This window comes from [Rhizobium] kunmingense (assembly GCF_977018605.1).
On the sequence record NZ_CDRNXG010000001.1, the window covers coordinates 3,203,895 to 3,217,667 of the forward strand.

14 protein-coding genes are annotated in these 13,773 nt (G+C 61.8%); 6 read left to right on the plus strand and 8 right to left on the minus strand.

Translation table 11 applies throughout. The features are described 5' to 3' along the window. Window position 1: 1 nt before the first annotated feature. The 6 genes from AC0JZ4_RS15465 to hemN form a co-directional block, all read right to left on the minus strand. On the minus strand, window positions 2-1,030 hold the full coding sequence (locus tag AC0JZ4_RS15465) for a zinc-binding dehydrogenase (protein ID WP_471887240.1): 1,029 nt from the start codon (window positions 1,028-1,030) through the stop codon (window positions 2-4). Window positions 1,031-1,192: 162 nt separating this feature from the next. Beyond that, on the minus strand, window positions 1,193-2,479 hold the full coding sequence (locus AC0JZ4_RS15470) for a beta-ketoacyl-ACP synthase (protein ID WP_471887241.1): 1,287 nt from the start codon (window positions 2,477-2,479) through the stop codon (window positions 1,193-1,195). Between the two features lie 11 nt (window positions 2,480-2,490). Beyond that, window positions 2,491-3,690 carry a beta-ketoacyl-ACP synthase gene (locus tag AC0JZ4_RS15475; protein ID WP_471887242.1) on the minus strand — a complete coding sequence of 400 codons (1,200 nt, stop codon included), beginning with the start codon at window positions 3,688-3,690 and terminating at the stop codon, window positions 2,491-2,493. Between the two features lie 157 nt (window positions 3,691-3,847). Then, a complete protein-coding gene (locus AC0JZ4_RS15480; protein WP_471887243.1) occupies window positions 3,848-4,330 on the minus strand; it encodes a 3-hydroxyacyl-ACP dehydratase FabZ family protein in 483 nt (160 codons plus the stop codon). Window positions 4,331-4,348: 18 nt separating this feature from the next. Continuing rightward, window positions 4,349-4,633 (minus strand): acyl carrier protein, encoded by a 285-nt coding sequence (locus AC0JZ4_RS15485; RefSeq protein ID WP_103088466.1) that lies wholly within the window; start codon window positions 4,631-4,633, stop codon window positions 4,349-4,351. Between the two features lie 116 nt (window positions 4,634-4,749). Beyond that, on the minus strand, window positions 4,750-6,099 hold the full coding sequence (gene hemN, locus AC0JZ4_RS15490; protein WP_471887244.1) for an oxygen-independent coproporphyrinogen III oxidase: 1,350 nt from the start codon (window positions 6,097-6,099) through the stop codon (window positions 4,750-4,752). A 130-nt stretch (window positions 6,100-6,229) separates the two neighbouring features. Here hemN and AC0JZ4_RS15495 point away from each other — a divergent pair, with 130 nt between their 5' ends. After that, entirely contained in the window at window positions 6,230-6,955 is a 726-nt protein-coding gene (locus tag AC0JZ4_RS15495; protein WP_471887245.1) for a Crp/Fnr family transcriptional regulator, read from the plus strand. Between the two features lie 27 nt (window positions 6,956-6,982). Here the strand turns inward: AC0JZ4_RS15495 and AC0JZ4_RS15500 are convergent, their stop codons facing one another. Continuing rightward, window positions 6,983-7,954, minus strand: a complete 972-nt coding sequence (locus AC0JZ4_RS15500; protein ID WP_471887246.1) for a nucleoside hydrolase — start codon at window positions 7,952-7,954, stop codon at window positions 6,983-6,985. 219 nt (window positions 7,955-8,173) lie between these two features. Between AC0JZ4_RS15500 and AC0JZ4_RS15505 the strand changes: the two genes are divergently transcribed. Further along, window positions 8,174-8,959, plus strand: coding sequence for a TSUP family transporter (locus AC0JZ4_RS15505; protein ID WP_471887247.1), 786 nt, complete (start codon window positions 8,174-8,176; stop codon window positions 8,957-8,959). A 9-nt stretch (window positions 8,960-8,968) separates the two neighbouring features. Here the strand turns inward: AC0JZ4_RS15505 and cobU are convergent, their stop codons facing one another. Beyond that, the gene (cobU, locus tag AC0JZ4_RS15510; RefSeq protein WP_471887248.1) at window positions 8,969-9,508 is read right to left on the minus strand and encodes a bifunctional adenosylcobinamide kinase/adenosylcobinamide-phosphate guanylyltransferase; all 540 of its coding nucleotides are present in this window, start codon (window positions 9,506-9,508) and stop codon (window positions 8,969-8,971) included. A 318-nt stretch (window positions 9,509-9,826) separates the two neighbouring features. On the opposite strand from cobU, the gene AC0JZ4_RS15515 reads away from it, so the two are divergent. From AC0JZ4_RS15515 to AC0JZ4_RS15530, 4 genes are all read left to right on the plus strand, one after another. Next, entirely contained in the window at window positions 9,827-9,967 is a 141-nt protein-coding gene (locus AC0JZ4_RS15515) for a hypothetical protein (RefSeq protein WP_471887249.1), read from the plus strand. A gap of 650 nt (window positions 9,968-10,617) precedes the next feature. Continuing rightward, complete coding sequence (locus AC0JZ4_RS15520) at window positions 10,618-11,613, plus strand: ABC transporter substrate-binding protein (RefSeq protein WP_471887250.1); 996 nt, start codon at window positions 10,618-10,620, stop codon at window positions 11,611-11,613. Between the two features lie 200 nt (window positions 11,614-11,813). Beyond that, the gene (locus AC0JZ4_RS15525) at window positions 11,814-12,722 is read left to right on the plus strand and encodes an ABC transporter permease (protein WP_471887251.1); all 909 of its coding nucleotides are present in this window, start codon (window positions 11,814-11,816) and stop codon (window positions 12,720-12,722) included. Next, window positions 12,715-13,767, plus strand: a complete 1,053-nt coding sequence (locus tag AC0JZ4_RS15530) for a quaternary amine ABC transporter ATP-binding protein (RefSeq protein ID WP_471887252.1) — start codon at window positions 12,715-12,717, stop codon at window positions 13,765-13,767. The genes AC0JZ4_RS15525 and AC0JZ4_RS15530 overlap by 8 nt, the downstream gene beginning before the upstream one ends. Window positions 13,768-13,773 lie beyond the last annotated feature (6 nt).

The following is a 13,773-nucleotide window of genomic DNA, read 5'->3' on the forward strand; positions in this document are numbered from 1 at the left end:
GTCAGTCCATCCTCAGGACGATCTTGCCGAAGATCTGGCGGCTTTCCATGCGTTCCAGCGCCTTGTCGATCTCCTCGAAGGTGACTTCGGTATCGATGACCGGATGAACAATGCCCTGCGCCATCTTCTGCATGGCGTCTGCCATGTTTTCCATGCGGCAACCGAAGGAGCCGAGCAGTTTCAGCTGCTGCTGGAAAAGCATCATCAGGTTGACGTCGGTCGAAACGCCCGAGGTCGAGCCGCAGGTGACCAGTCGGCCGCCGCGCTTCAGGCAGAACATCGAGGCGGCGAACGTATCCTTGCCGACATGTTCGAAGACGACGTCGACGCCCTTCTTCTTCGTCAGCTTGCGCACGACGCCTTCGAAGCGGTCGGTACGGTAGTTGATGACGTGATCGGCGCCGAGTGCCTTGGCGCGCTCGATCTTGTCGTCGGAGCCGACGGTGGTGATGACTGTGCAGCCGATCTTCTTGGCCAGCTGGATGGCCGCCGAGCCGATGCCGGAGCCGCCGGCATGGACGAGGATCGTTTCGCCCGGCTGGAGTTTTGCGTTGTCGAACAGCATGTGCTCGACGGTGCCGAAGGTGACCGGAGCAAGGGCTGCGGCGACGGCATCGACACCCGGAGGGGCCGGGACGAGCTGGCGGGCCGGGATATTGGCCTTTTCCTGCGCAAAGCCATCGAGGTGGAAGCCGTGGACGCCGGAGACGTTTTCGCAGAGGTTGTCGCGCTTTTCGCGGCAAGGCTTGCAGAGGCCACAGACGCGTGCGCCGTAGATCGATACGAGCTGGCCCGGCAGGACGTTGGAAACGCCGGGGCCGATCGCCTCGACGACGCCGGAAGCTTCCGCGCCGATCGTCAGCGGCATCTTGCGCTTGGCAAAGGCCATGCCGCGCCAGCCCCAGACGTCGATATGGTTCAAGGCGACGGCCTTGACGCGCAGCGTCACTTCGCCTGGACCGGGGGCTTCCGGCTCGGGGATATCGACGGCTTCGAGCCTGCGGTCATCGATCAGTTGCAGCGCGCGCATGTTTTTCGTTTCCTTCCGGATGCATGGGTCAGGTGCAGCGTTCCACACGCAGACGTCATGCTCGGGCTTGTCCCGAGCATCTACCGACCTTCATTCTTATAAGCGACGTCAATAGATCCCCGGCACAAGGCCGGGAATGACGTCAGATCTGTGGCGCAGGCCTTAGACCGGTTCCAGCGTCATGACAAGGCTGGCGTTCTGGCCGCCGAAGCCGAAGGAGTTGGAAAGCACGGCCTTAGGCGCTCCATCGCGCTTCACGTTCGGCACCGCATCAAGAACGATGGTCGGGTCCGGGTTGGTGTAGTTGATGGTCGGCGGCAGGGTTCCCGTCAGCATGGTCTGGATCGAGAACACGGCTTCGACGGCGCCGGCCGCAGTCAACGTGTGGCCGATCATCGACTTGTTCGACGAAACCGGAATTTCCTTCAGGCCTTCGCCGAAGACGGCGGCCATGGAGGAATATTCCATCTTGTCGTTTTCAGGCGTCGAGGTGCCGTGGGCGTTGATGTAGCCGATGCCGCTCTCATCCATGCCGGCGTCTTCGAGGGCAGCACGGATCGTCGCGATCGCAGGGCCGCCATCCGGCGAAGACCGGGTGCGGTGGAAGTGATCGGCCTTTTCGCCGAGGCCCTTGATGATGCCGAGCACGGTTGCGCCGCGCGCCAATGCGGATTCGACCGATTCGAGCACCAGCGTGGCTGCGCCTTCGGCGATGACGAAACCGTCGCGGTCCTTGCTGAACGGCTTGGATGCCTTTTCCGGCGGGTCGTTCTGAGTGGAGAGCGCCGAAAGCAGCGAGAAGCGGACAAGCGCCTCGACGCTGACGGAGCCGTCGGTTGCGGCAACCAGCGCACGGTCGGTGCGACCCTGGCGGATCGCCTCGACGCCGAGCTGGATGGCCGTTGCACCCGAGGCGCAGGCCGTCGACAGCGTCACCGGCAGGCCGCGGGTGCCGAACATGTCGGCAAGACGTTCCGAGATCGAGCCGAACTGCACGGCTTCGAGGAAGACCGGATCCGGGCGTTCGCGCATGGCGGTGAGGAAGCGCTCATAGGCATCGCCTTCGGCCTTCGACGGCGGCGAACGATCGGCAAGCGCGAAACGGTCGTGCCATTCGGGTTCGACCGGCGGAGCGGCGAGGAAGAGCGGGCCGTCGAAATCGCCGGAAAGGCCGGCCTGGGCCAGGGCTTCCTTCGTGGTTTCGCGGGCAAACGCGAAAGAGCGCTCGACGGAATTGTTGGCCGGGACGGCGATGAAATCGACCGTGCCGCTGATGCGGGTCGACAGGCCGTCGGTCGGGAAACGGGTGATCTTGTGGATGCCCGAGGTACCCGATGTCAGCGCCGACCAGTTGTCGGTCAGGCCCTGGCCGAGCGAGGTGATGACGCCCATGCCGGTGACCGCGACGAGCGGACGGCCGAGGTGGTCGGTGAAGCGGTTGTCACTCATCTTGTGCTCCTTCACGCATTCGCCGAGAGGACGGCAACGCCCTCGCCGCGCGTGTAACCGACCGTCGTCACCACGGCGTGGCTTGCAGGTTTCGTCATCGGCTTTTCGTTTGCCGCATCGAAGGCCGGCACGAGGCTCTTGCCGTCGAGCGACAGGGCCGCGAGTGCGAGGCCAAGCGGGAACTGGGCTTCCATGCCATGGCCGGTCGCGCCACCGAAGCCGCGGATTGCAGCACCTTCGAACCGGCTTTCCAGCAGCGCTTTTTCACGGGCTGCGAGTTCAACGAGACCGCTTGCGCCGGAGAAGACGACCGTGTCTTCGCCCTTGAGGTTTTCTGCCGGGCTCGAAAGACGCGTCAGGCGCTTTTCGAGCCTGCCTTCGTCGCGGTTGCCGCGGTCGCCTTCGACGGCATCGATGACGGCGTAGATGTGAGCGCCTCGGCTTTCCGCGCGGGCGCGGCTTTCGAGCACGAGGAAAGCGCCGACCGAACCGGTGACCATGCCGCCGCCATTGTCTTCAGAGCGCGACCATAGCGGCTGCCAGTCACCCGTCGCATGCGCACGGATGCCCTCGACGAGAAGCAGGATATCGGCGCGCTCGGCAATGAAGGCGCCGCCGACGAGGCTGTGGCTCGACTGGCCGGCCTTGATGCGGTGATAGGCGGTCTCGACGGCCGAGATACCGGCCGATTCTTCGCCCATGAAGGTGCGCGAGGAGCCGGTTACCTTGTGGACGATCGAGATGTTGCCGGCCATCAGGTTGGACAACTGGGCGAGGAACAACGTCGGGCGCAGTTCCGTCGTCAGTTTCTCATTGAGAAGAATGTCGCGGTCGTTGCGCTTCAGGGCCTCGTCGACGATCAGCGAATCGACCTTGATGTCGCGCTCCCCACCGCCGGCGGCAACGATCATGTCCATCGACGAACAGGCTTCGGCATCGTCCTTGAGGCCTGCGTCATCGAGCGCGAGACCGGCGGAAAACACGCCGAGGCGCTGCCAGTTTTCCATCTGGCGCTGGTCGCGCTTGACGATCTGGGCAGACCAGTCGATTTCCGGCAGCGGATGGACCGGATAGGGGGCGAAACGTTCGGTGTCGACGGTCGGCCTGGCCGAGGTGGCCTCGGACAGGAGCGCCACATGCGCATCCTTGCCGACGCCTTGGCCGGTGACGATGCCGATACCGGTGATCACAACATCATTGTCAGACTTCATCTTCTGTCCTCTTTCGCGGACTTCGCCCGATCGCCGGGCCTCAAACGACGATCCGAAGCGCGGCAAGCCCTCATGAGTGGCCGCAGCGCTTCGGATCCATATTCTTTTCCGCATGCCGGAATGACAGAAGCGTTACACGCCCCTGCCCCGGAATGCCTCAGCTTCGAACGCCCTGGCTTTGCATGGCGGCGACGAGACCGACCTCTTCCGCCCGCTTGCGCACGATCGGCGCCAGCGGGATTTCGGAAAAGGGCATGGTGCGCAGCTTCAACTGGGCGTCGCAGACCTTCTTGCCGCCGGACGAGATCTTCGCCTTGGTGACGGCATAGCCGGAGCCTTCGTGTTCCAGATAGGCCTCGATGTCGAGCACGGCTTCCGGCTCGACGAAGGCGCGCATCTTGGCGCCATCGACCGACATCAGGAAGGGCATGGCGGCAAAGTCGGTCGCGGCAAGCACGAGCATGCCCGACGCCTGCGCCATCGTCTCGATCAGAAGCACGCCCGGCACGAGCGGCATGCCGGGAAAGTGACCTTCGAACACGGGGCTTTGCGCCGGCACGGTGGAGCGCGCCTTCAGCGTCTTTCCTTCGAGATCGAGCGTTTCCACCCGATCGATCATCTGGAAATATTCAAGCAGCATCTGGATTACGGTCGGGGCTTAGCCCTTGGCCGCCTTCAGCTCGTCGATCTTGGCGCAGAGGTTCTTCAGAACGAAGTATTCCTCGGTCGAAACCTTGCCTTCGTTGACTTCCTGCGTCCACTGCTCGAGCGGGATCTTGATGCCGAATTCCTTGTCGATCGCAAAGACGATGTCGAGGAAGTCGAGGCTGTCGATGCCCAGATCGTCGATCGTGTGGCTTTCCGGCGTGATCGTCTCGCGATCGATTTCACTGGTGTCTGCGATGATGTCGGCAACTTTGTCGAAGGTAGCGGTCACGCCCATATCCTCTGAAATTAGGTAAATCAGGCCCCCACATAGGGAAAACAGTTCCAAATGCCAATGCCTTCGTCAAGCACGGCTAAAATTTGCACCGAAACTGTTGCTCAAACACCGATGTTTCACACCGCAATCGAGTGGCGGCCAAGACCCGTCTCAAGGTAACGGTCGAAGACTGCCGCGATGGTACGCACGAAGGGACGCCCCGCTTCGGTGACCTCGAAGGCGGCGTTGCCGATACGGCAGATATCGTCGGGGTTCCGGTGCGCAAAGGCCCTGGCCTCCATGATCAGCTGGGGGGCGCCTTCGGGGAACTCGGCGAGAATCGGAGCGAAATCGAAGCCGAAGTCGCACATCAGCCGCTCGATGACATGGGCGCGAAGGCGGTCGTCCTGCGACAGTTCGACGCCACGGACGGCGGCCAGTCCGCCACCTTCGACCATGCGTTGGTATTCCCCGGTGGCCGGCATGTTCTGGATATAGCCCTGCGGCAGTTGGCTGATCGAGGATGCACCCATGCCGATCAGCGCATCGGCGGTATCGGTCGTATAGCCCTGAAAATTGCGGCGCAGGGTGCCGGCTCTGGCGGCGATCGCCATGCTGTCGGACGGTCTGGCAAAATGGTCGATGCCGATCGGCTCGTAGCCTGCAGCGAGCAGCATGTCGGCGGCATGGGTGCTCTGGCGGTAGCGCTCACCGATGCTCGGCAGGGCCGCCTCGGGAATCATCGTCTGGTGTTTCTTCATCCACGGCACGTGGGCATAGCCGAACAGGGCGACGCGATCCGGCGAGAGCGACAGGATGTCGGAGACGGTGCGCTCGATGCCCTGCAGCGTCTGATACGGCAGACCGTAGAGAATGTCGCAATTGACGGAACCGACACCCCTCGCCCGCACGGCATTCACGACGGATTTCGTCTGATCAAAGGTCTGGATGCGGTTGATCGCCTTCTGCACCGCCGGATCGAAATCCTGCACGCCGAGGCTGGCACGGGTGAGACCGATCTCGGCCAGCGCATCATAGCGCGCACCATCGAGGTCGTTCGGGTCCATCTCGACACTGATCTCGGCATCGTCCGCGACATCGAACGATGCCCGAAGACAGGCCATCAGCGCAACCATGTCCTGCGGCTTCAGCATGGTCGGCGAGCCGCCGCCGAAATGGATGGCAGTGACCTTGGCACCATCGCCGACCCTTTCGCCGACCGTTTCGATCTCCCTGTGGAGTGCTGCGAGATAGGCGGCGATCGGCTCATAGCGCAGCGTCTGCTTGGTGTGGCAGGCGCAGAACCAACAGAGACGATCACAATAGGGAATGTGCAGATAGAGAGAGAGACTGTTGTCGGAGCCCAGCATCGACAGCCACTGCGAATAGATGTCGCAACCTATGCCGGTGTGAAAATGCGGTGCAGTCGGATAGCTAGTGTAGCGCGGAACCGCAGCTGAATATTTCGCAAGCAATCTCTCGTTCATCGCGCACCTCTTCTTCTTGTGCGTTCAGAGGTAGCGCGGATTATTTCTGCGACTTTGACCTGGATCAAGCATGAGAACGTGTCCTGAACCAAGGTCGGGTCTGAAGCCGCCGCTCGATTGGGGGAAGACCATGGACGCTCAGCTGAAGATTTTCGACGTGCAGGAGATACCGCTCCTGTGCCGCGCCTGCGAGGCACGCCATGGCGGCATCTGTTCAACATTATCGGCCCAGCAATTGGGCGAGCTGAACAAGCATTCGCAGCGCAAGGCGGTGGAGGCCGGCACAGAGCTGATCGGCCAGGGCGAACAGGTCGGCTCCTATTCCAACATCCTCAACGGGGTGGTGAAACTGTCCAAGATCATGGCCGACGGCCGCCAGCAGATCGTCGGCCTGCAATTCGCCCCCGATTTCATGGGACGCCCGTTTCTCGGCGAAAGCCTGATGACGGCGGAGGCCGCGACGGACACGGAACTCTGCGTGCTGCCGAAAAGGCTGCTCGAGCGGATGATCGCCGAATCGCCGGAACTCGGCAACCGGCTGCACAATCAGGCGCTGACCGAGCTCGACGAGGCGCGCGACTGGATGCTGACGCTCGGCCGCAAATCCGCCCGCGAGAAGGTGGCCAGCCTGCTGGTGCTGATCGCCGCGCATACGGACCCCGAAGGGTTGGACGAAAGCGTATTCGACCTGCCGCTATCGCGCGCCGACATTGCCGATTTTCTGGGACTGACGATCGAGACCGTCAGCCGCCAGATGACCAAGCTGCGCAAGGACGGCCTCATCCATATCGAGAACAACCGGCACGTCATCGTGCCGGATCTGGAGCGGCTGGAAATGGCGGCCGGCGGCGACTGACACTCGGACGCCGGCCTTTTCAGCCGATCAGGCCCGAGGCGCCTTGCCCTCGACCAGAACCGTGCGGATCGTGGCCAGAACGGCATCGGCATCGATGCCGGTGCAGATGGTCTGGCTTGGCACACCGTCCCATGCGCTGTCGGCGAACTTGCGGCCGCTATCGGGCGCCTGGATCGTCTTGCCATCGGCCAGGCCGCCACAGACGACGCGGACGGGTCCGGTTCTGACGTCGAAGAGATGCGGTTCGGTGAGATAGACGCAGGCGCAGCTGTCATGCAGGGCCATTCCATCGAGGCCGACGCGCTGGCGGTAGAAATCGATGTAGAACTGCGACAGGTCCGACAGGAGCTGCAGGTCCTGTCCGCCGGCGCCCACCATCTGAGCCATGTAATCGGCCGACATCAGCGTCTTCATCGTCACGTCGAGGCCGATGATCGTCACCTTCCAGGGCGCGATGAAGACCGCGTCGGCGGCTTCCGGGTCACCGTGGATATTGGCTTCGGCGGCAGGCGTGACATTGCCGTTGACGTCAAAGGCGCCACCCATGATGACGACCTCCTTCACCAGCGCGGCAATCTCCGGTTCCGCCTTGAGCGCCAGCGCCAGATTGGTCATGCGACCGACGGCGACGATCGTCACGTTGCCGGGATCGGCCTTGACCATATCGATGATGAATTGCGCGGCCGAACGTTCGTCGAGCGGATGATCGATATCGAGCGGCACGCCGATATTGCCGAGCCCATCCTCGCCGTGGACGAAGGTGGCGAAATGGGCGGCATCGCGCGTCTCGTCATAGGCCGCACCTGCGCCGCGGGCGATCGGGGCGGCAATGTTCCATTTGGCATGCAGGAACTGGGCGTTGCGGGTGGTGATCTCGATCGGCGCATTGCCGAAGACCGTCGTCACGCCGACAAGGTCGATTTCGGGATGCCGATGCAGATAAAGAAGGGCCATGGCGTCGTCCACGCCGGGGTCGGTGTCGAATATGACTTTCTGCATCGGTCTTTCCAGTCTTGCATATGGTGTTACGGCGCGCACCATAGCGGCATTGCCTGCCCGCGCAATGCTGCCGGATGAACTGGCTGTGGGCATTCAAACGATGCGCCGAAAGCGGTGCGATCGTCCCTTGCCGGGCGGCGCGTTCGATGCCAGAAGGCCCCGGCGTTCCGCACGCGCACTCCCTATACCCCTTCTTCCCTGCCCCCGAGTACCCTCCCCGTGCCCGATATCGCTTATGAACTGCTTGTCGTCCTGTTTCTGGCCGCGTGTTTTGCCGGCTTCATCGATTCGATAGCCGGTGGTGGCGGATTGATCACCATTCCGGTTCTGCTGATATCCGGCATCCCGCCGCTGGAGGCGATCGCGACCAACAAGCTGCAGGGCCAGTTCGCGGCCGGTTCGGCGACGATCGCCTATGCTCGCAAGGGGCATATCAACCTGCGCTCCCAGCTGCCGATGGCGGTGATGGCGATGGCAGGCGGTGCGGCGGGCGCTCTTTTAGCCTCGCTCGTGCCGGCCTCGGCGCTTGCGGCGGCAATTCCCTTCCTGCTGGTGGCGATCGCGCTGTTCTTCGCACTGAAACCGAACCTCGCCGACATCGACGGTCACCGCAAGGTGACGCCGTTCATCTTCGGCATGACGGTCGTGCCGCTGCTCGGCGTCTATGACGGTGTTTTCGGTCCGGGTGCCGGGTCGTTCTACATGCTCGGCTTCGTGCTTCTGGCCGGCTACGGCATGCTGAAGGCGACGGCGCATACGAAGCTTCTCAATTTCGGCTCCAACTTCGGCGCCTTCCTGGTGTTTGCCGCGACCGGATCGATCCTCTGGAAGGTCGGTCTGATGATGGGGCTCGGCCAGTTCATCGGCGCGCAGATCGGTTCGGGTCTCGCCATGAAGAAGGGGGCCAAGCTGATCAAGCCGTTGCTGGTCGTTTCCTGCCTCGTGCTGGCAACCAAGCTGCTCTCCGACCCTAACCACCCGCTGCGGATGTGGCTCGGCTGGTAACGGCCGTCTTCAGCCTTTCATTCTGAGCGAGAGGCCGGCGGCGACGAAGAAGACATCGTCGGCGACTGCCGCGATCTGCTGGTGCAGCCTGCCGGCGTGATCGCGAAATTCGCGCGCCATGCGGTTTTCCGGCACGATACCGAGGCCGACCTCGTTGGAGACGAAGACGGTGGTCGCCTTCGAAGACCGTATTTGCGACAGCAGTTCGGCGAAGCGGAGCGGCATGTCCGCCTCCTCCATCATCAGGTTCGTCACCCAAAGCGTCAGGCAATCGACGAGGACGACGCGATCCTTTGCATCGATAGCGGAAAGCGCCTCGGCCAGCCGTATCGGCTCTTCATGGGTGATCCAGGACGGTCCACGATCATCGCGATGGCGGACAATGCGGTCGCGCATCTCGTCATCATAGGCGCGGCCGGTGGCGATATAGTGCCGTTCAAGGCCGGTGGCCTGAACCAGCCGCTCGGAAAACGCAGATTTGCCGGAACGGGCGCCGCCAAGAACGAGCGCGGTTCTGCCGGTCAGGGTCGAGCTTGAAGAGGGGGTCATCGTGAGGATGTCATGGGGAAATGGCCGCGGTCAGGCCAGACGAAACCGGACGATTCGTAGATGTCAGAGGCGTCCGGCCCGTGTTGGGGTTTGTCTGGTTTGCTATTGCGACATCCATGGTGGAGATTCGGCCGACCGATGTCAACAGGCGGCCGCCGCGGCCCCTGAAATACAAGGAGCCCGCGCATTTTGACGCACTATCTTGATTGCGACACGACATGACGACTTGCCGCGTTGTGGAGCGCTTCGCTCAGGCGTATTTGAGCGATCAAACATAAGGCTTCGCGAGATGGTCGCGGCCACCGAGGAAACACCCACATGCTCTACGTTTTCAGGAACAACAAAGGCGTCCAGATTGCCTGGAACTCCGAAGCTCCGCGCGCCTTCCGCGAGGCCCGCACCTCGGACAGCGAGAAGCGTTCGATCTTCGGCTTCATCCGCATATCTAACCTCGGCTGAACACAGGCGGAGAGGCCTTGCGGGGCCTCGTCGCACTCGGCATTTCGAGATGTCAGGAAAACAAAAACAAGGGCGGCCGGTACGCACTACCAAGTCCGGCGCCACTTGCGGACTATCCCGTCCACGGCCGGATCATTAGACGGACATCGTTACCGGATGGTTATTATGGTCGTCCGGGACATGCTTTTGTCGCAAAAACATCTTATTCCTGTCGAACGTCAAAAAAACTTGCAGCGCACACAACGGCGCTAATCGACTATAAAACGTCAAATCTCAGGCGTGACTTTTCCGCCTTTCCTGTCTGCACCGCGTAAAGCGCAAATCCAACAGCGCAGATAGACGGCATTTGACCGCTTTTAGACCTTCCACATCCGACAAATCACGTTCTTCCAACACGTTACGCTGTCCGGAACGATAAGCGTCACTGACAGCTACTGTTGATTTATTTGATTTAGGCCGTACGCTGCCCCCTGCTGAAACGGAAATGCGCACTATCTGCGGCGATGGCCCAGACAAAAAGAAGACGCATCGGGAACAGCCAAACGCAATGCGCGCAGCCTCGGCTGCCTCTGACATGTCTTCGTCATCGGATTTCGCTAGCACCGGCTCCGAACCTGATTTTTCAACAATGAGACTGGGAGGTCTTAACGATGCAAAAACTCCTCGCTTCCACCGCCTTTGCAGCCGGTCTTTATGCATTCGCGGGCGCTGCCCAGGCAGACTGTGGCTCCATCTCGATCGCCGAAATGAACTGGGCGTCCGCGGGCGTTGCCGCCAATGTCGACAAGATCATCCTCGAAGAAGGCTATGACTGCACCGTCGAGCTGGTTACCGGCGACACGATGCCGACCTTCACCTCGATGAACGAAAAGGGTCAACCGGACATGGCGCCCGAGTTCTGGGTGAATGCCGTACGCACGCCGCTCGATGCCGCCGTCAAGGAAGGCCGCCTGATCGAGGCCGCCGAAATTCTCGCCGATGGCGCAGTCGAAGGCTGGTGGATCCCGAAATTCCTGGCCGACGCGCATCCCGACATCAAGACCGTGCAGCAGGCGCTCGAACACCCCGACCTGTTCCCGGCGCCGGAAGACCCATCCAAGGGTGCCGTGACCAACTGCCCGTCGGGCTGGAACTGCCAGGTTTCGACCGCCAATCTCTACAAGGCGATCGGCGCCAAGGACAAGGGTTTCGACCTCGTCGATACGGGTTCTGCCGCGGGCCTCGACGGCTCTATCGCCAGCGCCTTCGAGAAAAAGACCGGCTGGCTCGGCTATTACTGGGCGCCGACCGCCATTCTCGGCAAGTACGAGATGGTGAAGCTTTCCTTCGACGCGCCGCATGACAAGGCCGACTGGGACGCCTGCACGGCTGTTCCCGATTGCGCCAACCCGAAGATCAACTCCTATCCGACCTCGCAGGCCTTTACCGTCGTGACCAAGGAATTCGCCGACAAGGCGGGCGTCGCCATGGATTACGTCAAGGCGCGCAAATGGTCGAACGCTACCGTCAACGGCATCCTCGCCTGGCAGACGGACAACCAGGGCACCAACGAGGACGCCGCCAAGCATTTCCTCGAAACCATGCCGGAAGTCTGGGAAAAGTGGGTTTCGCCGGACGTTGCCGAAAAGGTCAAGGCATCGCTCTGATGCATTACGACACGAATGACGGCGTGCCCTCGCCGTCATTCGCACATTGCCTGCCTTCGTGCACATATCGCGCCTTAGTGTGAGGCATGTCCGCCATTGCGTAATGCAGCCCGTCCGACAGCGAAGACCGCGCGCGAGAGCCATGTCGCAGTGCGGCCGGCGGACCGGCCCAGACCAAAATAAACACAAAGGGGAAAAGCATGGCGATCTGCGAATTTCTGCCCCGAGCCCTGTGTCGGTTCCCGGCGATCAGCGACAGCTATATCCGCGAAGCGCGCCGGGTCATCGACGACGGTTTCAGAGGCCTCGTGCGCGAATATAGCGGCTTCATCGACATCGTGATGCATCCGCTGCAGCTGTTCCTCAACTATCTGGAACGGCTGTTCACCAACTCGCCGTGGTCGATCGTGCTGGTCGTCATGCTGCTGATCGTCTATTTCGGCAGCCGCAGCGTGAGGATCACCATCGGCACAGCGATCGGCATGTTCTTCATCGGTCTGTTCGGGCTGTGGGAGGACACGATGACGACGCTTGCGATCGTCACCGTCTCGACACTGATCGCCATCATCATCGGCTTGCCGATCGGCATCCTGATGGCGCGCTCCGACCGTATCCAGGGTGTCGTCAACCCCATCCTCGACGTGATGCAGACGATGCCGAGCTTCGTCTATCTGATCCCCGTCGTCGTCATCTTCGGCATCGGCAAGGTGCCGGGGCTGATCGCGGTCGTCATCTATGCCGTGCCGCCGATGATCCGCCTGACCAATCTCGGTATCCGGCTGGTCGACAAGGAAGTGCTGGAGGCGGCCGATGCTTTCGGTTCGTCGCCGGGACAGAAGCTGTGGAACGTGCAGATGCCGCTAGCCTTGCCGACGATCATGGCCGGCATCAACCAGACGATCATGATGTCGCTTGCCATGGTCGTGGTCGCCTCGATGGTCGGTGTCGGCGGGCTTGGCCGCAACACGCTGCAGGCGATCAACAACCAGTTCTTCACCTTCGGCTTCCTCAACGGCTTTGCGCTCGTGGCGATCGCCATCATTTTCGACCGCACCAGCCAGGCCTTCGGCAAGCGTCTTCAGCGTCATTCGGAGGTGGTCCATGGCTAGTCACGGCATCGAAATCAAAGGCCTCTACAAGATATTCGGCCCGAATGGGCGCGCGCATGTCGAGGCGGTCAAGAACGGGCTTTCCAAGGCCGAACTCAACGAGCGCCACGGCCATGTGCTGGGCCTGAAAGACATCAACATATCGATGCCGGCTGGCGGCATCACCGTCGTCATGGGCCTGTCGGGTTCGGGCAAATCGACACTGATCCGCCACATCAACCGGCTGATCGAGCCGACCGCCGGCGAGGTCATCTATGACGGCGTCAATGTCTGCGGCATGAGCGAGCGGGATCTTCGCGATTTCCGCCGCCACAAGACGGCGATGGTGTTCCAGAAATTCGCGCTGCTGCCGCATCGTACCGTGATCGAGAACACGGTCTACGGCCTCGACATCCAGGGGATCTCGCGTTCGGAAAGCACGAAGAAGGCGCAGAACTGGATCGAGCGCGTCGGTCTTTCCGGGTTCGAGAACCACTATCCGAACCAGCTTTCCGGCGGCATGCAGCAGCGCGTCGGGCTTGCCCGTGCGCTCACCAACGATGCCGACATCCTTTTGATGGACGAGGCCTATTCAGCGCTCGATCCGCTGATCCGCGTCGACATGCAGACAGTGCTTCTCGACCTGCAGGCGGAATTGAAGAAGACCGTGGTGTTCATCACCCACGATCTCGACGAGGCGCTGAGGCTCGGCGACAAGATCACCATTCTACGTGACGGTCAGGTCGTGCAGCAGGGAACGGGACAGGACATCGTCCTGTCACCGGCCGATGACTATATCTCCTCGTTCGTCAAGGAGGTGAACCGCGGCCGCGTGATCCAGGCGAAGACGGTGATGAAGCCTTTCGACGGATTGGCGGACGGTGTGCGGATCGAAGCCACCACCACGCTCGAAGCCACCGCCAAGGCGATGACCGAGAGCGGCATGGCGAAGGCCACAGTTGTCGACGACACCGGAGCGCCGATCGGCACGCTCGACATGCAGACGATGATCGCCGCCATGGTGACGCCGGCGGGTTCCGACGCATCCAGGATGGCGGCGGAATAAGAGCCG